The organism is Cellulophaga sp. RHA19 (genome assembly GCF_002813425.1).
Taxonomy (GTDB): domain Bacteria; phylum Bacteroidota; class Bacteroidia; order Flavobacteriales; family Flavobacteriaceae; genus Cellulophaga.
In genome coordinates this window covers 1,826,026-1,851,778 of the sequence record NZ_PHUL01000001.1, presented here as the reverse complement: position 1 = coordinate 1,851,778, position 25,753 = coordinate 1,826,026, and the positions used below count along the sequence as shown (strand labels likewise).

The following is a 25,753-nucleotide window of genomic DNA, read 5'->3' as shown; positions in this document are numbered from 1 at the left end:
AAGTAGTTTAATTACCTTTAACTCTATGGGTAATATTTCTGTTTGTAATTGCATTAAAAGCTTTTAAAATTACATAAGGAGAAAACTCTGATGTAGAGTTTGAAATTGTTGCTGTAGTGGTTACAAAATTCCCTATAGCTACAGATGCTGGTTTTGGGATAACAAACCTAAACTTATTAGTAGTATCATTGTTTCCATCATCATCTGAGTAACTAGATGTATTAGGAAACTGATCTGACGAACTACCTTCTATCATAGATCCTATAAAAATTTGTCCCTCTCCATAATCTGTTACCATTCCTAAACTATTATCTCCGGGACTAGCTGTTCCTTCATTAATATCCGTTAAAAATAATTCTATTGTAGCTCCTGGCCTAGACCAACCTTCTACTATAATATTTGAACCAGATATAAACGCATTAGATATTACAGCAAAATTGGTTAAACCATTAGGTCCGTTATCAGTGTCTCCATTGTCGTTAATTGTAACTCCATCTCCTACATCATTACTGGCATCTAAATCTATTCCAAGAGCCGGTGTTGTAGTTCCGTTGGCATATATAGAATTTTGCGATATTAGATTACCACTTGTATTACCTCCAGCAATTACTACGCCTGCTCCTCCATTGCTGGTTATAATGTTATTTGTTACAGATGAGTTATTACCATCAATTTTTGTACCTGCATTTTCTACTACACCACCACAATTACCTCCATTTTGTCCAGAGGTTCTAATTGTGTTTTCTAATATTGCTACATCATCTACATCTTCTACTTCTATACCTAATGCTCCTGCTTTTTCAATTAAATTTTGAGTAATTGTTATGTTACTACCTCCTTTAATAAAAATATTATCAAAACAAGCTCCTGTTCCATTCTCTGTTAAATGATTATTTTGAACAAGTACAGAAGACCCACCTCTTATTATAATACCTGCGTCAGTATTTGTTGTAATAAAATTAGAATCTATTATTGCATCACCTCCAGTAACCTCTACTCCATAATCTATATTACCTGCATTTACACCTACTGCATTTACACCTAAGAGAGAATGAGAAACAGTACCTTCTCCTCCACTAATAATAACACCTGCATTATTGTTTGCATAAACAGATATATTACGTATTACAGTACCATTACCAGATGTATTAAGTACATCTCCGTTATTTTTATGAATCTGTATTTCAGGCCTATCATATCCTGGTAAAGATACTCCTGAAACACCTACTGATGTTCCGCCAGCTCCTTCTGCTCCAAAGTTAGAGTTTCCTGAGTATGCTGTTTGTGTACGCCCATCTATAACTGTTTTAGTACCTGTTATTTCTTCTAAGGGATTACCATTAGATATTAAAATATCAAATATACCACCTGCATAATTTGCATCTGCTGTTCTACCTAATGAATCTGATGTAGGAGGAATCATAAATATTGACGTATCATCACCCGCTGCTGGGTCAAAAAGACTATTAGCTTCAATATCTACAGTCGCTTCTGCTAGATTATTTGAATTTATTATAAATTGATTTAAAGATCCTTGACCTTCCTCATTAGTGTTAACTATAGTGTTAAAGTTAAAACCAAAATTAATACCTACAACACCATTACCTGCAACAGATACGTTGGATACAGTTTGTGCATTATTAATTACACCTAAAGAAACATCCTGAGTAGCTGTTGGGTCTTTACCTCCTACCTCATTTGGTTCTGCTTGTATGGCACCTGCTGTACCAAAAGACCTATATGTTTGCACTGGATAACAATCTGAACAACTAAAGCCACCACCTCTAGTTGACTTTATTGTAGAACTTACTGTTTTTATTAAATAATCTCCGTCTGCCATTCCTCCAAAAGAGTAATAACCAGATGCATCTGTTGTTTTTCTTTGAATAAAATTACCTGAGCTATCAAATAACTCTACTACTGCACCTTGTATACCTACTCCATTAGAAGTGGCTTGGTCACGACCAATACCGCCTGGGTAATTAACATCTTCAAAAACAGTTCCTGCAATTAAGTTAGAAGGAACTTTTATAACTACCGCAGCTGATATTACAAAATCTTGACCAACATCTACATTTGCTGTTACCTGACTATCTGCTGGCGATATAAATGAAGAAATATCATAGGTATCCAAATCTACACCATATGAATTAGCAATATTATAAGTTGGACTTACAGTATTATCATAAATAGTAGAATTATAGGCATTGTTACCAGACTGTCCACCGTCGTTTGTTAAAATAAAATTCTGCCCTGTTTGGTTTGTTATAGATAGTTCTTCTGGGTTTGTAGATCCAGAACTAGAACCATTTAAATCTGGATCTCCTTCCCATGATAAAAATGATGCTTTTGCTCCTGCACCTGAAATAGCATAAAAAGAATCTAGTGTAAACGAAGTACCTTCATTACTAAGACCATCAAAACCTTGGTATAAATTTATATTTACTGCTGGCAAATTTGGATCTTCATAAAATACAATTAATGTCCAACCACCTAAAACTGTAGAAGTAGTACAATAATCTCCTGTATTATTTATAGTTAAACCACTAAAATCAAAAACATTTGTACTAGGGTTTGCTACGCTTTTAACAATATCTGTAACATCACTTACGTAACCAAAAAAGTTTCTATTGGTTAATGAAGTTTGATATAAGAAATTTGCTGATACATTTTGACCTTCAAAAACAACATCCGCATCTCTAACTGTACTAGAGTGAGCCCAATATAAATAAGCTCTTTCTACTGTTCCTGTATTAGGAATTGGAGATATTAATGTGTTTGAAGATGATGTAGTAACAGCACAAGGAGAAACTCCATTTGCTCCAGTTCTTAATGTACCTCCTGTTGTGGAGTAATCATAGTATCCATCAAACTCCTGAAATAAAGTAAGTGGATCATTAGCTAAAATTTGTGAGTTAATTGTTCCTATACCCGTATCAGTATAATTAATGGTTGCATATTGAGCCGTAGCCCCAGTAAATTCTATTTTAAAATTTTCTGCAAATTCTGGTGTACCATCATTAGTTATGGGGACAGATATAGTTTGTACATTTCCCAATTCACCTGTAAAGGTTAATGTTCCGCTAACTGCCGTGTAATCACTACCTGCCAAAGCAGTATCATCTACTGTTGTATAATCTACCGTAAAAGGCGCTTCAACAAAACCAAATAAAAATACATTTCTACCGTGGGCAGCTCTTGTAGATGTAACCGTAAAAATTGCTACACCTGCATCTTCATCTATAGTTACATCTTCAATTTCTATTACCGGTCCTTCTGGAAAACAATTAACTTGAGCTTGCCAACCTGCACCTGTTGTATTACCATTAGATGTAAACCTAAAAGTTAAACACCCTGATGCTGCTGATGAGTTTATTGACGTTGGAACGTTGGCACTATCAAACTGACCTATTAAAGGTGCACTAGTAGAGTTACCATCATATATATATAAAATATCACCTGTTACAACTTCAAAAGCTGTAAAATCTACATTTATATATGTGTCTGCTGTATCAGGACAAATTGTATAAGTTGCATTTTCATTATTACTGTAGTTTGATGGTCCACCTGGATCAAAAAAAGTATCGTTACAACTATTAACTGTAACACCATCTGTCATTACCAAAGCATCGTCATCTATTATAGTACCAGTACCTATGTCTGATATATCTATGGTAGAATTACTAGAGCTAGTAAATCTTATTGAAAATTCTTCTGCTCCTTCTATAGTAGTATCATTTAGTATTGGTATGGTAATAGTTTCTGTATCATTAATGTTACCATTAAAATTTAAAGTACCTGTTCTTGCTGTATAATCTGAACCCGAAGTTGCTGTACCATTAAAAGTTGTATAGTTAACAGTATAAGAGCCAGATGCACTTGCTACAGTTTGCCTTACAGTAAAAGTAGCTGTACCTGCATTTTCATTAACTGTAACATCATTAATTTCTAAAACAGGACTAGATACTGCTGTAAACAACACATTGTCTATAAAAATTTGATCTGTATTGGCCCAATTGTTACCACTAGTAGACCTAAAAATTATTGCTGGGTTAGATGCTATTTGTGCAGCAGTTAGTGTATAAGATAAAGATCCTTGAGTGTTAGTATTTATATTACGCACTAAGTTCCAAGCCCCTGTGCTGCCGTTATAAATGTAGACACCCAATGATTCTCCTCCTCTGTTACGAGCATCAAAATCTAAGGTTAATGTTACTGAATCGTAACCTGACAATGGAATAAATCTGTAAATAAAACCATTGTCTATATTTCTTAATCGCAATCTATTTCCTATAACACTGATGTTACCACTCCAAGGACTATTATTATCTCCGGACTCTATCCAGTTTGTGGAAAAATTCTGATTACCATCATTTCTACTATATGATGTAGATGAGAAATTATCTCTAAAAGTATCCTGCCCTAATACTAAACTAGTAAACAGCAAGAAAAAAAACACTAAATATATATTAATCAACTTCATAATAAGAATTGGGTTTTTGGGGAATGTGTTATTAAAAACACACCCATCTTATTAAGGCGCTAAATTATACTTTTAACTATCAAATATTTAATATTTGTTGTGAATAGCCGATAACGTATCATATAGCTCTAGAAACTTGAAGTAAGAACAATTAAAAAAAGCCTTAACATCAAGTGTTAAGGCTTTTTTAATAAGTTATGTAGTATTAATTATTCTATAATAATAAATTCTGATCTTCTATTTAATTGATGTTCTTTTACTGTACAAGGCACACCATTTTCGCATTTATTTACAAGTTTAGTTTCTCCAAAACCTTCACCTTGTAAACGACTTGCATCAATTCCTTTAGATACCATATAATTTACTGTTGCTTCTGCTCTCTTTTGAGACAACCATAAGTTGTAAGAATCTTTACCTCTACTGTCTGTATGTGAATTAACTTTGATTTTTAAACTAGAGAATTTTTCCATAGCAACAATAACTTTTTGAATTTCAATTTCTGCATCCGGTCTAATATCAAACTTATTTAAATCAAAATATATAGTACTTAATTGTAATAATTTAGCCAAATCATCTCCAGCACCTGCAGTAACTTTATCTCTTTCTAGATAAAAATCGATTACCTGTGGTTCTCCATTAGACTTGTTAATATATTTTTCTGATGGTACATAACCCTCTACTACAGCTCTAACAAAATTTCCTTGATTACAATCTAATTGTATATTATAAACACCATTAGAACTCATAATTGTAGAAGAAATTTCTTCATTATTTTCATCAATAACTTTTATTGCTGCTCCAACTAAAATTTCATTTGAAATTTTATCTCTAACCGTACCAGTTATTTGCTGAATACAATCTAAAACCAAAGGTTCATTTTCTACTACTGAGTAAATATCATCTTCACCTACTCCACCTTTTCTGTTAGAAGCAAAATATCCGTTTCTATTTTCACTATCAAAAATAAAGGTAAAATCGTCCATATTACTATTTACTGGTTCACCAACATTTACAATAGAGCCATTAAGTGTATTGTTTGCAATTTTGGTTGCAAATATATCTAACCCTCCTAAACCAAGATGTCCGTCTGAAGAAAAATATAAAATATCTTCATTAGATACATATGGGAAAGTCTCTCTCTCTTCTGTATTAATTTTGCTTCCTAAATTTACAGGTGTGCCATAAGTATTATCATCATTAATACTAGAACTAAAAATATCTGACAAACCTAAAGTACCAGGCATATTAGAAGCAAAATATAATGTTTTTTCATCATTACTTAATGTAGGATGAGCTACTGAGTAATCGTCACTATTAAAAGGCAACTCTGTAATATTTGTCCAAATCCCATCTATAAAATCTGCTCTAAATATTTTTAATCTAACTACACCATTTTTATCTTCTACACGCTTTCCATCCTTATAATTATTACGTGTAAAATACATAGTAGTACCATCTTTAGTAATTGTAGATGTTGACTCGTGATATCTAGTATTTATATTTTTATCTAATTTTACAACTTTATTTAAAGACAAGCTATCTGCATTTACTTTATATAGGTCTAAAAAGTCTCTTGAGTTCCAAGTATGTCTATATTTTGCTAAGTTACCCGTATCTCTATCTGAAGAAAAAAGAAGTCCTTCATTATAAAATGTTGGAGCAAACTCGTTATGCACACTATTGTACTTAAAAGTAGATACTTTAAATTTATCTAAATTTTCTCTAATTTTTGCAGAAGATGCGATTGTATCTTTTGCAAATAAAGCTTTTTCTCCTGAAGAGGCTACATCATAAAACTTCTCTAAAATAGCATTAGATTCATCATACTGAGCTAGTGTCCTTAGTGTTTGCGCATATTTAAAATATTGTTCTGCTGTAACATCTGATTCAAACTCTGCTACTAACCTTTTGTATATATCTGCTGCCTTTTTATAATCTGCATTAAAGTAATATGAGTTTGCCAATTTACCTAGTAATTCAGCAGATACAAATCCTTTTTCTATAACTTTAGTATAAATATCTATAGCAGGACTAAAAGCGTAACTTTTGTATTTATCATTTGCTTTTTCTATTAATCTCTCTTGGGCATCAATATTTCCAACAGTAAAAAATAGTATAGCAAGTAAAACTATAATTTTCTTAATCATTTTGTAAATTTTATTTTTTTAGAAGAATCTAGGTGAAACTAGCTTTTCAAAAGCTCTAACCAGTTCAAATCTTAAAAACACCTCAAAAGAACCATCATTAAATTGAGTTCCTCCTAATTCTGTAGTTTCTTTATCATAAGCTAAGCCCAACATAATTTGGTCTGACACTTGAAAACCAGCCATTGCACTTACTGCAGCATCCCATCTGTAAGCTGCACCAAATGAGAACTTCTCATTATATAAAAAGTTTGCTGATAAATCTACTTGAAGAGGTGCTCCACTTACGACTTTTGTTAATAGTGCTGGCTTAAATTTTAAATCGTTATTTAAGTCAAACACATAACCTGTTATAGCATATAAATTGATTTTATCCTGAGATAAAAACTGTACACCATCATCTGAATCTGAATTGCTACTATCAAAATGATCTGTCTCTAACAAGTTTGGAGCTGAAAGTCCAAAGTAAAATTTATTTGTATGGTAGTAAAAACCTAGTCCAAAATTAGGAGAGAATCTATTATCTATATTATTTGTTTCTACTACTTCATCATCTATTTTTCTTAGTTTGTCAAAATCTAAGTTTAACCTATTGAAACCTACTTTAAGTCCAAAAGATAATTTTCTTTCTTGAGCAAGTTTTAATGTGTAAGATAAAGTCCCATCAACATAAGTTTCCTGAACTACACCATCTCCAATTTCATCATTAACTATAGATACGCCATATCCCAAATTACTGTTTCGTATAGGCGAGTGTAAATTTAGAGTCTGAGTTTTTGGCGCACCATCTAATCCTACCCATTGAGATCTATATAATGCAGCAATACTTAGTTGACCTCTAGATCCTGCGTATGCGGGATTAACAGCTAATGTATTAAACATATATTGTGTGTATTGTGCGTCTTGTTGCGCACTAACACTGTCTAAAACAAGTATTACTAATATAATTGTTGCAAGAATGCTTCTTTTTATCATTTTATGATATTAATTATGTTATTTACTTACGTATAGATAACCACTATCGGTATTATTATTTCCGTTTTGTTCGTAATTGAAGATGTAATAATATACTCCTGAAGGTAAAACTTCACCTGCTTTTACAGTAGATCTTCCTTTAGATTTACCATCAAAAACATTATTAATGTTGTTGTAACCATCAGCTTCAAAAATTACAATACCCCATCTGTTATAGATTCTTAATGTATTATTAGGAACTAGCTCTACATTATCTATCCATAAGAAATCATTTTTACCATCACTATTAGGAGTAACCATTTGCATAACTACTACTGCATTTTCATCTGGTGTATTATCTGGATCTAAATAATCTGGAGTTCCGTCACCATCTGCGTCATCGTTTGTTGGGTTACCATCACCATTTGCATCTTCATCTGGTGTATTTATACCGTCACCATCGTCATCTAAATCTCTGTAGTTAACGTCTTCTGTACCATCTGTATCTGGTAAATCATTTACTGGATCGTTGATCTCATCATTTACATCAAAACCATCGTTTACATCTGACCCCTCATAACCATCATCTAAACCATCACCATCTGTATCTATAGTAGTGTATGTCTGATCTGGAATACCGTCAAAATTAAAGTCGTTACCCTCATTGTTATCTGGAACTGTGTCATTATCACTATCTAAATCAATGTAATCTGGTGTATCCTCACCATCGTGATTATTTGGTGTTAAACCATCTAAATAAGCACTATTTACTCCATCGTTTGCTAAATATGTTGCTGCATCATCATTATTAGGAGCAATGTAACCATCAGTGGTTTGTGCTTCTACATTATCTGGAATACCGTCATCATCAGCGTCTATGTCTAAATGGTTTGGTATGCCATCACCATCTGTATCTGCAGGATTAGTTAACGGGTCATTATCGCCATCTATATTTTCATCTTCTACTACATCCAATATACCATCGTTATCGTCATCTAAATCTACTGCGTCTGGAACACCATCTCCGTCAGTATCAACACCTGGAGTATCATCCATAGGATCTAAATAATCTGGTGTACCATCATTATCTGAATCGTCGTTTGTTGGGTCACCATTACCATCTGCATCTTCATCTGGCGTGTTTATTCCGTCTCCGTCGTCATCTAAATCTCTGTAGTTAACATCTTCTGTACCATCTGTATCTGGTAAATCATTTGCTGGATCATTGATCTCATCATTTACATCAAAACCATCGTTTACATCTGATCCTTCATAACCATCATCCAAACCATCACCATCTGTATCTACTCCTGTAAATGTCTGATCTGGAATACCGTCAAAGTTAAAGTCGTTACCCTCATTATTATCTGGAACTGTGTCATTATCACTATCTAAATCAATGTAATCTGGTGTATCCTCACCATCGTGATTATTTGGCGTAATTCCTTCGTCTCCTGATCCTTCATAAGCATCATCTAAACCATCCATATCTGAATCGTTTCCGCTTGGTGCTATGTAATCTTCTGTTGTTTGTCCTTCTACGTTGTCTGGAATACCATCGTTATCTGCGTCTATATCTAAATGGTTTGGTATGCCATCACCATCTGTATCTGCAGGATTAGTTAACGGGTCATTATCGCCATCTAAGTTTGGATCTTCTACTGCATCTAAAATACCATCGTTATCGTCATCTAAATCTACTGCATCTGGAACACCGTCGCCGTCTGTATCTTTTCTGTCATCTGTAGGGTCTAAATAATCTGGTGTACCATCATTATCTGAATCATCATTGGTTGGGTCACCATTACCATCTGCATCTTCATCTGGCGTGTTTATTCCGTCTCCGTCGTCATCCAAATCTCTGTAGTTAACATCTTCTGTACCATCTGTATCTGGTAAATCATTTGCTGGATCGTTGATCTCATCATTTACATCAAAACCATCGTTTACGTCTGATCCTTCATATCCATCATCTAAACCATCACCATCGGTATCTACTCCTGTAAATGTCTGATCTGGAACTCCATCAAAATTAAAGTCGTTACCCTCATTGTTATCTGGAACTGTGTCATTATCACTATTTAAATCAATGTAATCTGGTGTATCCTCACCATCGTGATTATTTGGCGTAATTCCTTCGTCTCCTGATCCTTCATAAGCATCATCTAAACCATCCATATCTGAATCGTTTCCGCTTGGTGCTATGTAATCTTCTGTTGTTTGTCCTTCTACGTTATCTGGAATACCATCGTTATCTGCGTCTATGTCTAAATGGTTTGGTATGCCATCACCATCTGTATCTGCAGGATCTGTTAATGGATCATTATCGCCATCTAAATTTGGATCCTCTACTGCGTCTAATATACCATCGTTATCGTCATCTAAATCTACTGCATCTGGAACACCGTCGCCGTCTGTATCTTTTCTGTCATCTGTAGGGTCTAAATAATCTGGTGTACCATCATTATCTGAATCATCATTGGTTGGGTCACCATTACCATCTGCATCTTCATCTGGCGTGTTTATTCCGTCTCCGTCGTCATCTAAATCTCTGTAGTTAACATCTTCTGTACCATCTGTATCTGGTAAATCATTTGCTGGATCATTGATCTCATCATTTACATCAAAACCATCGTTTACATCTGATCCTTCATAACCATCATCCAAACCATCACCATCTGTATCTACTCCTGTAAATGTCTGATCTGGAATACCGTCAAAGTTAAAGTCGTTACCCTCATTATTATCTGGAACTGTGTCATTATCACTATCTAAATCAATGTAATCTGGTGTATCCTCACCATCGTGATTATTTGGCGTAATTCCTTCGTCTCCTGATCCTTCATAAGCATCATCTAAACCATCCATATCTGAATCGTTTCCGCTTGGTGCTATGTAATCTTCTGTTGTTTGTCCTTCTACGTTGTCTGGAATACCATCGTTATCTGCGTCTATATCTAAATGGTTTGGTATGCCATCACCATCTGTATCTGCAGGATTAGTTAACGGGTCATTATCGCCATCTAAGTTTGGATCTTCTACTGCATCTAAAATACCATCGTTATCGTCATCTAAATCTACTGCATCTGGAACACCGTCGCCGTCTGTATCTTTTCTGTCATCTGTAGGGTCTAAATAATCTGGTGTACCATCATTATCTGAATCATCATTGGTTGGGTCACCATTACCATCTGCATCTTCATCTGGCGTGTTTATTCCGTCTCCGTCGTCATCCAAATCTCTGTAGTTAACATCTTCTGTACCATCTGTATCTGGTAAATCATTTGCTGGATCGTTGATCTCGTCATTTACATCAAAACCATCGTTTACGTCTGATCCTTCATATCCATCATCTAAACCATCACCATCGGTATCTACTCCTGTAAATGTCTGATCTGGAACTCCATCAAAATTAAAGTCGTTACCCTCATTGTTATCTGGAACTGTGTCATTATCACTATCTAAATCAATGTAATCTGGTGTATCCTCACCATCGTGATTATTTGGCGTAATTCCTTCGTCTCCTGATCCTTCATAAGCATCATCTAAACCATCCATATCTGAATCGTTTCCGCTTGGTGCTATGTAATCTTCTGTTGTTTGTCCTTCTACGTTGTCTGGAATACCATCGTTATCTGCGTCTATATCTAAATGGTTTGGTATGCCATCACCATCTGTATCTGCAGGATTAGTTAACGGGTCATTATCGCCATCTAAGTTTGGATCTTCTACTGCATCTAAAATACCATCGTTATCGTCATCTAAATCTACTGCATCTGGAACACCGTCGCCGTCTGTATCTTTTCTGTCATCTGTAGGGTCTAAATAATCTGGTGTACCATCATTATCTGAATCATCATTGGTTGGGTCACCATTACCATCTGCATCTTCATCTGGCGTGTTTATTCCGTCTCCGTCGTCATCTAAATCTCTGTAGTTAACATCTTCTGTACCATCTGTATCTGGTAAATCATTTGCTGGATCATTGATCTCATCATTTACATCAAAACCATCGTTTACATCTGATCCTTCATAACCATCATCCAAACCATCACCATCTGTATCTACTCCTGTAAATGTCTGATCTGGAATACCGTCAAAGTTAAAGTCGTTACCCTCATTATTATCTGGAACTGTGTCATTATCACTATCTAAATCAATGTAATCTCGTGTATCCTCACCATCGTGATTATTTGGTGTAATTCCCTCGTCTCCTGATCCTTCATAAGCATCATCTAAACCATCCATATCTGAATCGTTTCCGCTTGGTGCTATATAACCGTCAGTAGTTTGTCCTTCTACGTTGTCTGGAATACCATCGTTATCTGCGTCTATGTCTCTAAAGTCTGGATTAGAATCTGAATCTGAATTTGTTGGTGTAATACCTTCTCCTGATCCAGGTGTAGTTTCATAAGCATCATCTAAACCATTACCATCTGTATCAAAAGTGCAAGGATGTACAATAGTATTACCTCCTTGAGCTTCAACATTGTCTACAATACCATCATTATCAGAATCTATATCTCTAAAATCTGGTTTCTTGTCTCCATCAGTATCAACAGGTGTTAGCCCCAAACCAGGACAACTTTGGTAAGCATCATCTAAACCATCACAATTAACATCTTTATTAATTGGAGCAACGTAGCCGTCTGTAGTTTGTGCTTCTATATTATCTATAATACCATCATCATCAGAATCTATATCTCTAAAATCTGGATGAGAATCACCATCAGTATCAACAGGTGTAATTCCTTGACCTGTACCACAGTAGTCTTCATAATGATCATCTAAACCATTCTTTGGATCAGAATCCATACCACAAGGTGCGGTAAATTCATTTGTAGACTGAGCTTCTACATTATCCAATATACCGTCATTATCAGAATCAATATCTAAATAATCTTTTCTAGTATCTCCGTCTGTATCAACAGGAGACAAGCCTTCACCTCCTCCAGGACAAGATTCGTAAGCATCATCTAAACCATTTCCGTCAGAATCTATACCACTTGGCTTTATATAACCAACTGACAATTGTGCTTCTAAGTTGTCTAAAATACCATCGTTATCAGAATCAATATCTAAACTATTTGGTATTCCGTCTTTATCAAAATCTGCTGTTTCTCCTTCTTTTGTATCTAAAATACCGTCATTGTCATCATCAATATCGATGTGATCAAAAATGCCATCACCATCTGTATCTACGCCTGGAGCAAAATCCGCGTAAACAGTGAATGAAGAGAATATAAATACAACTAAAAAAGTAAACAGAGGAGTCCTCTTTTTGTACAGGGACCTGTTTAATACTAAAGTAAAATTTTCCATAAATGATAGTTAGTGTTACTAATCACCATGGCATTGTTTGTTAAGTTTATACCTAAAAGATTTTGGGACTTCTTGCTTAAACTGGATGCTAAGTTAAAGTTATTTTTAAATACTACATTAAATTTGATATCATATGTTGCATCCGTTCTTTGAAGCGCAAATTTAATCGTTTAAATGTTAATTTTTTAACTTTTAGTTAAAAAAATTTAACAAAAAAAAGTCAAAACCGTTTTTTATTAAAATTCGTAATCTTATAAAAAAAGCAGTTCGTCGAAAATATAAAAACACTCTTATTTATGTAACATAAGACCTCAGTATTTATTAACAGAGTTATTAGCATACTATTATTTACCGTACTTTTGCAACAAATTTTTTTAAATGAGTTTTGAAAAAGAAATACAAAAGAGAAGAACTTTTGGTATTATATCTCACCCTGATGCTGGTAAAACAACACTAACAGAAAAGCTATTACTTTTTGGTGGTGCTATACAAGAAGCAGGAGCGGTTAAGAACAATAAAATAAAGAAATCTGCTACCAGTGACTTTATGGAAATTGAAAGACAGAGAGGTATATCTGTAGCCACGTCTGTACTTGCCTTTATATATAAGGATAAGAAAATAAATATTTTAGATACTCCAGGACACAAGGATTTTGCTGAAGATACTTTTAGAACATTGACGGCAGTAGATAGCGTTATTGTTGTAATTGATGTTGCAAAAGGTGTTGAGGAACAAACTGAAAAATTGGTTGAAGTATGTAGAATGCGAAAAATACCAATTATTGTTTTTATTAATAAGTTAGACCGTGAAGGTAAAGATGCTTTTGATTTGCTTGATGAAGTAGAACAAAAATTAGGCTTATCTGTTACTCCTTTAAGCTTCCCTATTGGTATGGGATATGACTTTAAAGGAATTTATAATATTTACGAGAAAAACATTAACCTTTTTAGCGGAGACAGCAAAAAAAATATTGAAGAAACTATTGCCTTTGATGATGTTAAAAATTCTGAACTGGAAAATGTAATTGGAGAAAAAGCTGCAGAAACTTTAAGAGATGATTTAGAACTTGTTAGCGGAGTTTACCCAGAGTTTAGCAAAGAAAAATATTTAGCTAGTGAACAACAACCGGTATTTTTTGGTTCTGCCTTAAATAATTTTGGAGTACGTGAACTATTAGATTGCTTTATTGAAATAGCCCCTTCTCCTAGACCTAAAAAAGCAGAAGAAAGAGAGGTTATAGCTAACGAAAAAGAATTTACTGGTTTTGTATTTAAAATACATGCCAATATGGATCCTAAACATAGAGATAGATTAGCATTTATTAAAATTGTATCTGGAACTTTTGAGCGCAACAAACCTTATTTGCACGTAAGAAATCAAAAGAAGTTGAAATTTTCTAGTCCAAATGCTTTTTTTGCTGAGAAAAAAGAAATTGTAGATATATCTTACCCTGGTGATATTGTTGGATTACACGATACTGGTCATTTTAAAATTGGAGACACTTTAACTGAAGGAGAACAATTACACTATAAAGGAATTCCTAGTTTTAGTCCAGAACATTTTAGATACATAAATAATGCGGACCCTATGAAAGCTAAACCTTTATACAAAGGTATAGACCAATTAATGGACGAAGGTGTTGCTCAATTATTTACATTAGAGTTAAATGGACGTAAAATAATTGGTACCGTTGGTGCTTTACAGTTTGAGGTTATCCAATACAGATTAGAACATGAATATGGCGCTAAATGTACTTACGAAAATTTCCCTGTATTTAAAGCCTGTTGGGTTGACCCTGAAGATAAAAATAATGATGAGTTTAAAGAATTTAAGCGTGTTAAACAAAAATTCCTTGCCAAGGACAAGTCTGGCAAATTGGTATTTTTAGCAGATTCACAATTCTCATTACAAATGACACAACAAAAATACCCTAGTGTAAAACTACATTTTACATCTGAGTTCGAATAATACAAAGAAAACCATACAATGCATAAAAGCCAAACTATTAAGTTTGGCTTTTTTTATATTGCTTTTAAACAAAAAACCACGCAAATTGCGTGGTTTTTTTATTATGCTTCTCCTGTTGGTCCAAAATTAATTGGTACTGAAGGCTGCTCATAATCTTTAATTGCTCCGTGAGCCTTTTCAAAACGTTGAACATTGTCATTTAATGCTTTTAAAAGCTTTTTAGCATGTTGTGGCGTAAGTATAATTCTACTTTTCACTTTTGCTTTTGGTGCTCCAGGCATCATACTAACAAAGTCTACTACAAACTCTGATACTGAATGGTTAATAATTGCCAAATTAGAGTAAACTCCTTCGGCAGTTTTTTCATCCAACTCAATATTTATTTGTTTTTGATCTTGATTAGAATCACTCATACAACTTAAAATTTAAGTTCTTCTTTACGAGCCATAATCTCATCATATTCTTCTTTAGAACCTACTATGATGCTATCATAATCTCTCATACCTGTACCAGCAGGTATCTTATGACCAACAATTACATTTTCTTTTAATCCTTCTAAACTATCAACTTTACCAGCTACTGCTGCTTCATTTAATACCTTAGTTGTCTCCTGGAATGATGCCGCAGAGATGAAAGATTTAGTCTGTAAAGATGCTCTTGTAATACCTTGTAAAATTGGCGTTGCAGTTGCTGCAACAGCGTCTCTTGCAGATACTAATGCTTTATCAGCACGTCTTAAGATTGAGTTTTCATCTCTTAACTCTCTTGCTGTAATAATCTGTCCAGCTTTTAAGTTATCAGATTCTCCTGCTTCTTCTACAACTTTTTTACCATAAATCTCATCATTTTCCTTGATAAAATCTTCTTTATGAGCCAATTGATTCTCTAAGAAAATAGTATCTCCCGGATCCTGAATACGAACTTTACGCATCATTTGTCTAACAACAACCTCAAAATGTTTGTCGTTAATTTTTACACCCTGTAAACGATATACTTCCTGAACTTCGTTCACTAAGTATTGTTGTACAGCAGAAGGACCTTTAATTGCTAAGATATCTGCAGGCGTAATAGATCCATCAGATAATGGCATACCAGCTCTTACATAATCGTTTTCTTGTACAAGAATTTGATTAGATAATTTAACTAAGTATTTTTTAACATCACCTAATTTAGACTCTATAATAATTTCACGGTTACCTCTTTTAATTTTACCAAAAGAAACAACACCATCAATTTCTGAAACAACAGCTGGGTTAGATGGATTACGTGCTTCAAAAAGTTCTGTAACTCTTGGAAGACCACCCGTAATATCACCAGACTTAGCAGATTTACGAGGAATCTTAACTAATGTCATACCTTCTGTCGCCTTATCGTTATCGTCTACCATAATGTGAGACCCAACTGGAAGGTTGTAAGAACGTAATATTTCATCATTATTATTTTTAACTAATAATGTTGGAATTAATTTCTTGTTTCTTGATTCTGAAATTACTTTCTCTTGGAAACCTGTTTGTTCATCTATTTCTACTTGGTAAGTAACACCTTGCTCTATATTTTCGTATGAAACTTTACCAGTAAATTCTGATACAATTACACCGTTATATGGATCCCAAGAACATATTACATCACCTTTAGCAACTTTAGTTCCGTTTTCTATAGCTAATTGAGAACCGTAAGGTATATTACTTGTACTTAAAGTAATTCCTGTTTTAGCATCAACTATTTTTATTTCTGATGTTCTAGAGATAACAATTTTAATTTTGTTACCTTCATTATCTTCACCATTAACAGTTCTTAGATCTTCTATCTCTGCAACACCTGCAAATTTAGCCTCTAATTTGTTATCTTCAGAAATGTTACCTGCAATACCACCCACGTGGAATGTACGTAGTGTTAACTGTGTACCTGGCTCACCAATAGACTGTGCAGCAACAACACCTACAGCTTCACCTCTTTGTACCATTTTATTGGTAGAAAGGTTACGACCATAACATTTACCACAAATTCCTTTTTCTGCCTCACAAGTTAATGCAGAACGTACTTCTACACTTTCTATAGGAGATGCTTCAATCTTTTTAACATCAGACTCTACTATTAATTGGCCAGCAACTAATAATTGTTCTTCTGTTACAGGATCAAATAAATCATGTAATGATATTCTACCTAATATACGAGCTCCTAAAGATTCAACTATTTCTTCGTTTTTCTTTAAAGCAGATACTTCTATACCTCTTAATGTTCCACAATCTTCAGTGTTAATAATAACATCCTGAGAAACATCAACCAAACGACGTGTTAAATAACCCGCATCGGCAGTTTTTAAAGCGGTATCGGCAAGACCTTTACGCGCACCGTGAGTAGAGATAAAGTATTCAAGAATTGATAAACCTTCCTTAAAGTTAGAAAGAATAGGGTTTTCAATAATTTCACCACCACCTGCAGTAGATTTTTTAGGCTTAGCCATTAATCCACGCATACCAGTTAACTGACGAATTTGTTCTTTAGAACCCCTTGCACCAGAATCTAGCATCATATACACAGAGTTAAATCCTTGCTGATCTTCACGTATACGCTTCATAGCTAACTCTGTTAACTGCGCATTAGTAGAAGTCCAAACATCAATAACTTGGTTATAACGTTCATTATTAGTAATAAGCCCCATGTTGTAATTAGCCATAATACCGTCTACTTGACCGTTAGCTTCTGCAATCATTTCGTGCTTTTCTTTAGGAATAATAATATCACCTAAACTAAATGATAAACCACCTTTAAAGGCAAACTCATATCCTAAAGTCTTAATCTTATCTAAGAATTCTGCAGTAGTTGGCACGTCTGTAACGGCTAAAATACCACCAATAATATCTCTTAAAGATTTCTTATTTAATACATCATTAATATAACCTGCCTGTTCTGGCACCATCATATTAAATAATACTCTACCTGTTGTAGTAGGTATTATTTGATAAACAAGTTCTCCTTCTTCATTAAAATCTTTTGCACGAACTTTAATTCCTGCATTTAAATCAACTCTTTCCTCATTAAAAGCTATAACAACTTCCTCATCAGAATAAAAAGTTAATCCTTCTCCTTTAATTGGCACTTCTGGAGTAGACTTTCTTTCTTTGGTCATATAGTAAAGACCCAAGACCATATCCTGAGATGGTACCGTAATTGGAGAACCATTTGCTGGATTTAAAATATTATGAGAAGCCAACATTAATAATTGACATTCCAAAATAGCTTCTGGTCCTAAAGGTAAATGCACCGCCATTTGATCCCCATCAAAATCGGCGTTAAATGCCGTACATACTAATGGGTGTAAACGAATTGCTTTACCTTCGATAAGTTTTGGCTGAAAAGCTTGAATACCCAATCTGTGCAATGTAGGAGCCCTGTTTAACATTACAGGGTGTCCTTTTAATACATTTTCAAGAATATCCCAAACTACAGGCTCTTTCTTATCTATTATTTTCTTAGCAGATTTAACTGTCTTTACAATTCCTCTTTCTATTAACTTACGTATAACAAAAGGTTTGTAAAGTTCAGCTGCCATATCTTTTGGCAATCCACATTCAAACAACTTTAATTCTGGTCCAACAACAATTACCGAACGAGCAGAATAATCCACACGCTTACCTAAAAGGTTTTGACGGAAACGTCCTTGCTTACCTTTTAATGAATCTGACAATGACTTTAACGGTCTATTAGATTCGGTTTTTACTGCTGATGACTTACGAGTGTTATCAAAAAGAGAATCTACAGACTCTTGAAGCATACGTTTCTCATTTCTAAGAATTACTTCTGGAGCTTTAATCTCTACCAATCTTTTTAAACGATTGTTTCTGATAATTACCCTTCTATATAAATCATTTAAATCTGATGTCGCAAAACGTCCACCATCTAATGGTACTAAAGGTCTAAGTTCTGGTGGAATAACTGGGATTACTTTCATAATCATCCACTCAGGTCTATTTTCTCTATTTTCTTGAGATTCCCTTAATGACTCAACAACTTGTAAACGCTTTAATGCTTCAGTTTTACGTTGTTTAGATGTTTCTGTGTTAGCTTTGTGTCTTAACTCAAATGATAACTCATCTAAATTAATTCTTGACAACAACTCTATTAAACATTCAGCACCCATTTTAGCAATAAACTTATTTGGATCTGTATCTTCCAAATACTGGTTTTCTACTGGTATAGATTCTAATATGTTTAGGTATTCTTCTTCAGTTAAGAAATCCATTTTCTGAATTTCTTCACCTTCTGGTCCTTTAGCAATACCTGCCTGAATTACAACATAACGCTCATAATAGATGATCATGTCTAATTTCTTAGAAGGTAAACCTAATAAGTAACCAATTTTGTTTGGTAAAGAACGGAAGTACCAGATGTGAGCTACAGGAACAACTAAATTAATGTGCCCTACTCTATCTCTACGTACTTTCTTTTCTGTTACTTCTACCCCACAACGGTCACAAACAATACCACGGTAACGGATACGTTTGTATTTACCACAGGCACATTCGTAATCCTTTACAGGGCCAAAAATACGCTCACAGAAAAGTCCATCCCTTTCTGGTTTGTGGGTTCTATAATTAATTGTTTCAGGTTTTAAAACTTCTCCTCTTGACTCTGCCAAAATAGCTTCTGGAGATGACAATCCGATTGAAATTTTATCGAACCTTTTTATGGTATTATTATCCTTTGGTCTAGCCATAACAATATGGTGATCTTAAAATTAAATATATCTAACAAATAGTGTTCAAGACAAGGTCTTGTTATTCTTCCAATCTAATATCTAAACCTAATCCCTTAAGTTCATGCATCAATACATTGAAAGATTCTGGTAAACCAGGTTCTGGCATTGTTTCACCTTTAACAATAGATTCATACGTCTTAGCTCTACCAATAACATCATCAGACTTAACTGTTAATATTTCTCTTAGTGTTGCAGACGCACCGTATGCCTCAAGTGCCCAAACTTCCATTTCTCCAAAACGCTGACCACCAAATTGTGCTTTACCACCTAATGGTTGTTGTGTTATTAAAGAGTATGGTCCTATAGAACGAGCGTGCATTTTATCATCTACCATATGCCCTAATTTAAGCATGTAAATAACACCTACTGTTGCTGGCTGATCAAAACGTTTTCCAGTTCCACCATCATGTAAGTATGTATGTCCAAATCTTGGAATACCTGCTTCATCTGTGTAACCGTTTATTTGTTCTAACGTTGCACCATCAAAAATTGGAGTTGCATACTTTTTACCTAATTTTAAACCGGCCCAACCTAATACAGTCTCATATATTTGCCCAATGTTCATACGTGATGGTACACCTAATGGGTTTAATACGATATCTACTGGAGTACCGTCTGCTAAGAAAGGCATATCTTCATGACGTACAATACGTGCAACAATACCTTTGTTACCGTGACGACCCGCCATTTTATCACCTACTTTTAGCTTACGTTTTTTAGCTACATAAACTTTTGCCAATTTCATTATTCCTGGAGGCAACTCATCACCAACAGAAATTGTAAACTTATCTCTTCTAAGGTTACCCTGAAGGTCATTAAGCTTAATTTTATAGTTGTGAATTAAATCTGCAACCATAGCATTAAGGTCTTTATCAACCGTCCAGCTACCACCTACTAAGTGTGCAAAATCATCAACAGAGTTTAACATTTTCATTGAGTACTTTTTTCCTTTTGGAAGAACTTCTTCTCCTAAATCGTTAAGTACACCCTGAGATGTTTTTCCGTTAACTAAAGTAAATAATTTCTCTACTAATATGTCTTTAAGTTGTTGGAATTTTACTTCGTATTCTAACTCTAACTTATTAATAGCATCCTTATCTTCTACACGAGTACGTTTATCTTTTATAGATCTAGAAAATAATTTCTTACCTATAACAACACCTCTTAATGATGGTGAAGCCTTTAAAGATGCATCTTTTACGTCTCCTGCTTTATCTCCAAATATAGCACGTAGTAATTTTTCTTCTGGTGTTGGGTCTGACTCTCCTTTAGGAGTAATCTTACCTATTAAAATATCACCAGGTTTTACTTCTGCACCAATACGGATCATTCCGTTTTCATCTAAGTCTTTAGTAGCCTCTTCAGAAACGTTTGGAATATCATGCGTTAATTCTTCAGCACCTAATTTAGTATCTCTAACCTCTAAAGAGTATTCATCTATATGTATAGATGTAAAGATATCTTCACGTACTACTTTTTCAGAAATTACAATTGCATCCTCAAAGTTATACCCTTTCCAAGGCATAAAGGCTACTTTCATATTCCTACCTAAGGCTAACTCTCCTAATTGAGTAGCATAACCTTCACACAATACTTGTCCTTTTTTAACTTTATCGCCTTTTTCTACAATTGGCTTAAGGTTAATACTTGTACCTTGGTTTGTTTTTCTAAACTTAACCAAGTTGTATGTTTTAGCATCCTCTTCAAAACTAACAAGACGTTCTTCTTCAGTTCTATCATATTTAATAGTAACTTTTTGAGAATCTACGTACTCAACAACACCATCTCCTTCAGCATTAATTAATACTCTAGAGTCTGATGCTACTTGGCGTTCTAAACCAGTACCAACAATTGGAGATTCTGGTCTTAATAATGGAACTGCCTGACGCATCATGTTAGATCCCATCAATGCACGGTTGGCATCATCATGTTCTAAGAAAGGAATTAAAGATGCAGATATTGATGCAATTTGATTTGGAGCAACATCTGTATAATTAATTTCTGCTGGATCTACCACTGGGAAATCACCTTCTTCACGAGCAATTACTTTTTCAACATCAATTTCACCATCTTCCTTTAAAGGAATGTTGGCTTGAGAGATTTTCATTCCTTCTTCTTCCTCTGCACTTAAGTAACCATATTCTTCTGTATCAACAACACCATTAGTTACCTTACGGTATGGAGTCTCTAAGAAGCCCATTGGGTTAACTTTTGCATATACTGCAAGAGATGAAATAAGTCCAATGTTTGGTCCTTCAGGAGTTTCAATAGGACAAAGTCTTCCGTAGTGCGTATAGTGAACATCACGCACCTCAAACCCTGCTCTTTCTCTTGATAAACCTCCAGGTCCTAGTGCAGATAATCTACGCTTGTGTGTTATTTCTGCTAATGGATTCGTTTGATCCATAAACTGAGACAACTGGTTAGTACCAAAGAAAGAATTAATAACAGAAGATAATGTCTTCGCGTTAATTAAATCTATAGGTGTAAATACTTCGTTATCTCTAACGTTCATACGCTCACGAATAGTTCTTGCCATACGAGCAAGACCTACACCAAACTGCTGAGATAATTGCTCACCAACTGTACGTACACGACGGTTAGATAAGTGATCAATATCATCAATCTCTGCTTTAGAGTTTATAAGCTCTATTAAGTACTTTATTATAGTAATGATATCTTCTTTAGTCAAGACTTGCTTGTCCATTCCAATATCTAACTGTAATTTTTTATTCATTCTGTAACGACCTACTTCACCTAAGTTGTAACGTTGGTCAGAAAAGAATAATTTATCTATAATTCCACGTGCTGTTTCCTCATCTGGCGGTTCAGCATTACGTAATTGTCTATAAATATGCTCAACAGCCTCTTTTTCTGAGTTTGTTGGATCTTTTTGTAATGTATTATGAATAATTGCATAGTCAGACTGTGCATTATTTTCTTTATGTAAAAGGATAGTTTTTACATCTGCCTCCATAATTTCGGCAATATGTTCTTTTTCAAGAACTGTATCTCTATCTAATACAATTTCATTTCTTTCAATAGAAACAACTTCACCTGTATCTTCATCTACGAAATCCTCGTGCCAAGTATTTAAAACTCTAGCAGCAAGTTTACGTCCTAAAACTTTTTTAAGTCCAGCATTTGAAACTTTAACTTCTTCTGATAAATCAAAGATTTCCAAAATATCCTTATCACGTTCAAAGCCAATAGCTCTAAATAAGGTTGTTACTGGTAATTTTTTCTTTCTATCAATGTATGCGTACATAACGCCATTGATATCTGTTGCAAATTCTATCCAAGATCCCTTAAAAGGAATTACTCTGGCAGAATACAATTTAGTACCGTTAGCATGGAAAGACTGTCCAAAGAAAACCCCTGGAGAACGGTGTAATTGAGAAACAACAACACGCTCAGCACCATTAATAACAAATGTACCACTTGGTGTCATATAAGGAATTGTTCCTAAGTACACATCTTGTACTATAGTTTCAAAATCTTCATGTTCTGGGTCCGTACAATAAAGTTTAAGTCTTGCCTTTAGTGGAACACTATAGGTTAATCCTCTTTCTATACACTCTTGAATAGAGTATCTAGGTGGATCAATAAAGTAATCAAGAAACTCTAATACGAATTGATTTCTTGTGTCAGTAATTGGAAAGTTTTCCAAGAAGGTATTATACAAACCTTCGTCGCCTCTTTCATCAGATTTAGTTTCAAGTTGGAAGAAATCCTGAAATGATTTAATCTGAATGTCCAAGAAATCCGGGTAATCTGGAATATTCTTAGCTGATGCAAAATTTATTCTTTGAGTCTGTTTTGTGAACATCAATGGACAAAATTATGTTATGAATAGTATTCTCGTAGTATATTACTTCATATACAATATATATAAAAATGGGATTAGGTCTATACGCATAAAGCGTAAAGACCTATCCCAAAAACGTTATGGTTGTTGCTATTATTTAAGCTCAACTTCCGCTCCTGCTTCTTCTAAAGATTTTTTGATACCTTCAGCTTCGTCTTTAGAAACACCTTCTTTAACAGCTTTTGGTGCGCTATCTACGATGTCTTTAGCATCTTTTAAACCTAAACCAGTTAATTCCTTAACTAATTTTACAACTGCTAACTTAGAAGAACCAGCTGCTTTTAATACAACATCAAACTCAGTTTGCTCATCTGCAGCTTCACCACCAGCAGCTCCACCACCAGCAGCAACAGCTACTGCAGCAGCAGCAGGCTCAATACCGTACTCATCTTTTAATATATTTGCTAACTCATTTACTTCTTTTACAGTTAAGTTAACTAATTGTTCTGCGAAATCTTTTAAATCTGCCATTTTTCTATCGTTTAATAAATTTTTAAAATATAATTGTTTTTAGTGCGTACTACTTTTCGGATAATGTCTTAAGAATTCCAGCGATTTTACCACCACCAGATTTAAGTCCAGAAATAACATTTTTAGCTGGTGATTGTAACAATCCAATAATATCGCCAATAACTTCTTCTTTAGACTTAATGCTAACTAAAGCATCTAATTGATCATCTCCTACATATACTTCTTCTTCAATGAATGCTCCTTTTAATAAAGGCTTATCAGATTTTTTTCTGAAGTTCTTTATTAATTTTGCTGGTGCATTACTAGTTTCAGAAAACATTAAAGAAGTATTACCTTTTAATACCTCTGGAAGTTCTCCAAAATCTTTATCCGAAGCTTCCATTGCCTTTGCCAGCAATGTATTCTTAATAACTGAAAGTTTAACACCTGCTTTAAAACAAGCTCTTCTTAAGTCAGAAGTAGCTACAGCATCTAAACCAGAAATATCAGCCAAGTAAATGGTTGCATTTTCAGCTAACTGTGAAGTTAAATCTTCTATTACGTTTAATTTTTCTTCTTTTGTCATAATATAAACTTTAAAGCAACAGTTACGCTACTACTTTTGGATCTAATTGAACACTTGGGCTCATTGTACTAGATAGGTAAACGCTTTTTACGTAAACACCTTTTGCAGCAGTAGGCTTTAATTTATTAAGCGTATCAAACAATTCTTTTGCATTCTCCGCGATCTTATCTTCTGAAAAAGAAACTTTCCCGATAGCAGCATGCACAATACCTGTTTTATCAACTTTAAAATCAATTTTACCAGCTTTAACTTCAGATACAGCCTTAGCAATATCCATAGTAACTGTTCCTGTTTTTGGATTAGGCATTAAACCTCTTGGCCCTAAAACTCTACCTAAAGGTCCTAGTTTACCCATTACACTTGGCATAGTGATAATTACATCAACATCTGTCCAACCGCTTTTAATTTTATCCAAATATTCATCTAACCCAACATAATCCGCACCAGCTTCTTTAGCTTCTGCTTCCTTATCTGGAGTTACTAAAGCCAAAACTTTAACATCTTTACCTGTTCCGTGTGGTAATGTTACAACCCCACGTACCATTTGATTTGCTTTTCTAGGATCTACACCCAAACGAACTGCAACATCAACAGATGAATCAAATTTTGTATTAGTTATTTCTTTTATTAAAGCAGATGCTTCTTCCAAAGAATAAAGTTTATTCTTATCTATCTTTGCGTAAGCGTCTTTTTGCTTTTTTGTTAATTTCGCCATTTTAAATTGCTTTTAAGATTTTAAAAAGGTCTAGTACCTGAAACTTTTAAACCCATAGATCTTGCGGTACCTGCTATCATACTCATTGCCGACTCTACTGTAAATGCATTTAAATCTACCATTTTGTCTTCTGCAATTTGCTTAACTTGGTCCCAAGATACACTTGCCACTTTGTTTCTGTTAGGTTCGCCAGATCCTTTCTTTATCTTAGCTGCCTCTAAAAGCTGAACTGCCGCTGGCGGTGTCTTAACGATAAAGTCAAAAGACTTATCTTTAAATACCGTGATAACAACTGGTAAAACCTTACCTTGTTTGTCCTGTGTACGCGCATTAAATTGCTTACAGAACTCCATGATGTTAACTCCGGCAGCACCTAAAGCGGGTCCAACCGGTGGCGATGGATTCGCTGCACCTCCCCTAACTTGTAGTTTAACTACTTTACTTACTTCTTTTGCCATTGTATAAAATTAAATTCGAAAAATATATGCTATTCGGAAGCAACAC

At 34.4% G+C, this 25,753-nt stretch carries 12 protein-coding genes; 1 reads left to right on the top strand and 11 read right to left on the bottom strand.

What is annotated here, in order from left to right; translation table 11 throughout:
- Positions 1 to 7: 7 nt before the first annotated feature.
- The 4 genes from AX016_RS08195 to AX016_RS17345 all read right to left on the bottom strand — a co-directional run bounded on the left by AX016_RS08195 (position 8) and on the right by AX016_RS17345 (position 12,903).
- Positions 8 to 4,483 carry a beta strand repeat-containing protein gene (locus AX016_RS08195; RefSeq protein ID WP_100895141.1) on the bottom strand — a complete coding sequence of 1,492 codons (4,476 nt, stop codon included), beginning with the start codon at positions 4,481 to 4,483 and terminating at the stop codon, positions 8 to 10.
- A gap of 209 nt (positions 4,484 to 4,692) precedes the next feature.
- Positions 4,693 to 6,630, bottom strand: a complete 1,938-nt coding sequence (locus AX016_RS08190; RefSeq protein WP_100895140.1) for an OmpA family protein — start codon at positions 6,628 to 6,630, stop codon at positions 4,693 to 4,695.
- An 18-nt stretch (positions 6,631 to 6,648) separates the two neighbouring features.
- Positions 6,649 to 7,602 carry a PorP/SprF family type IX secretion system membrane protein gene (locus tag AX016_RS08185; RefSeq protein ID WP_100895139.1) on the bottom strand — a complete coding sequence of 318 codons (954 nt, stop codon included), beginning with the start codon at positions 7,600 to 7,602 and terminating at the stop codon, positions 6,649 to 6,651.
- Between the two features lie 18 nt (positions 7,603 to 7,620).
- Positions 7,621 to 12,903 carry a gliding motility-associated C-terminal domain-containing protein gene (locus AX016_RS17345; protein WP_232732608.1) on the bottom strand — a complete coding sequence of 1,761 codons (5,283 nt, stop codon included), beginning with the start codon at positions 12,901 to 12,903 and terminating at the stop codon, positions 7,621 to 7,623.
- Positions 12,904 to 13,281: 378 nt separating this feature from the next.
- On the opposite strand from AX016_RS17345, the gene AX016_RS08175 reads away from it, so the two are divergent.
- The gene (locus AX016_RS08175; RefSeq protein ID WP_100895138.1) at positions 13,282 to 14,871 is read left to right on the top strand and encodes a peptide chain release factor 3; all 1,590 of its coding nucleotides are present in this window, start codon (positions 13,282 to 13,284) and stop codon (positions 14,869 to 14,871) included.
- Between the two features lie 101 nt (positions 14,872 to 14,972).
- Here the strand turns inward: AX016_RS08175 and AX016_RS08170 are convergent, their stop codons facing one another.
- The 7 genes from AX016_RS08170 to rplK all read right to left on the bottom strand — a co-directional run bounded on the left by AX016_RS08170 (position 14,973) and on the right by rplK (position 25,707).
- Positions 14,973 to 15,284: a DUF3467 domain-containing protein gene (locus AX016_RS08170; RefSeq protein ID WP_100895137.1), complete on the bottom strand. Its 312-nt coding sequence runs from the start codon at positions 15,282 to 15,284 to the stop codon at positions 14,973 to 14,975.
- 5 nt (positions 15,285 to 15,289) lie between these two features.
- Positions 15,290 to 19,588 (bottom strand): DNA-directed RNA polymerase subunit beta', encoded by a 4,299-nt coding sequence (gene rpoC / locus AX016_RS08165; protein WP_100895136.1) that lies wholly within the window; start codon positions 19,586 to 19,588, stop codon positions 15,290 to 15,292.
- 61 nt (positions 19,589 to 19,649) lie between these two features.
- Positions 19,650 to 23,459: a DNA-directed RNA polymerase subunit beta gene (gene rpoB, locus AX016_RS08160; RefSeq protein WP_100895135.1), complete on the bottom strand. Its 3,810-nt coding sequence runs from the start codon at positions 23,457 to 23,459 to the stop codon at positions 19,650 to 19,652.
- Positions 23,460 to 23,591: 132 nt separating this feature from the next.
- Positions 23,592 to 23,969: a 50S ribosomal protein L7/L12 gene (rplL, locus tag AX016_RS08155; RefSeq protein ID WP_100895134.1), complete on the bottom strand. Its 378-nt coding sequence runs from the start codon at positions 23,967 to 23,969 to the stop codon at positions 23,592 to 23,594.
- A gap of 49 nt (positions 23,970 to 24,018) precedes the next feature.
- Complete coding sequence (rplJ, locus tag AX016_RS08150) at positions 24,019 to 24,534, bottom strand: 50S ribosomal protein L10 (protein ID WP_100895133.1); 516 nt, start codon at positions 24,532 to 24,534, stop codon at positions 24,019 to 24,021.
- Positions 24,535 to 24,556: 22 nt separating this feature from the next.
- Positions 24,557 to 25,249, bottom strand: coding sequence for a 50S ribosomal protein L1 (rplA, locus tag AX016_RS08145; protein WP_100895132.1), 693 nt, complete (start codon positions 25,247 to 25,249; stop codon positions 24,557 to 24,559).
- Between the two features lie 20 nt (positions 25,250 to 25,269).
- Positions 25,270 to 25,707: a 50S ribosomal protein L11 gene (gene rplK, locus AX016_RS08140; protein WP_013620111.1), complete on the bottom strand. Its 438-nt coding sequence runs from the start codon at positions 25,705 to 25,707 to the stop codon at positions 25,270 to 25,272.
- Between the last annotated feature and the right edge of the window lie 46 nt (positions 25,708 to 25,753).

Bases quoted from the DNA above. Each gene is read 5' to 3' on its own strand.
- rpoC (WP_100895136.1), bottom strand. From the start codon at position 19,588: ATGGCTAGACCAAAGGATAATAATACCATAAAAAGGTTCGATAAAATT.
- rplL (WP_100895134.1), bottom strand. From the start codon at position 23,969: ATGGCAGATTTAAAAGATTTCGCAGAACAATTAGTTAACTTAACTGTA.
- rplJ (WP_100895133.1), bottom strand. From the start codon at position 24,534: ATGACAAAAGAAGAAAAATTAAACGTAATAGAAGATTTAACTTCACAG.
- AX016_RS08175 (WP_100895138.1), top strand. From the start codon at position 13,282: ATGAGTTTTGAAAAAGAAATACAAAAGAGAAGAACTTTTGGTATTATA.
- rpoB (WP_100895135.1), bottom strand. From the start codon at position 23,459: ATGTTCACAAAACAGACTCAAAGAATAAATTTTGCATCAGCTAAGAAT.
- rplK (WP_013620111.1), bottom strand. From the start codon at position 25,707: ATGGCAAAAGAAGTAAGTAAAGTAGTTAAACTACAAGTTAGGGGAGGT.
- AX016_RS08170 (WP_100895137.1), bottom strand. From the start codon at position 15,284: ATGAGTGATTCTAATCAAGATCAAAAACAAATAAATATTGAGTTGGAT.
- AX016_RS08195 (WP_100895141.1), bottom strand. From the start codon at position 4,483: ATGAAGTTGATTAATATATATTTAGTGTTTTTTTTCTTGCTGTTTACT.
- rplA (WP_100895132.1), bottom strand. From the start codon at position 25,249: ATGGCGAAATTAACAAAAAAGCAAAAAGACGCTTACGCAAAGATAGAT.
- AX016_RS08185 (WP_100895139.1), bottom strand. From the start codon at position 7,602: ATGATAAAAAGAAGCATTCTTGCAACAATTATATTAGTAATACTTGTT.
- AX016_RS17345 (WP_232732608.1), bottom strand. From the start codon at position 12,903: ATGGAAAATTTTACTTTAGTATTAAACAGGTCCCTGTACAAAAAGAGG.
- AX016_RS08190 (WP_100895140.1), bottom strand. From the start codon at position 6,630: ATGATTAAGAAAATTATAGTTTTACTTGCTATACTATTTTTTACTGTT.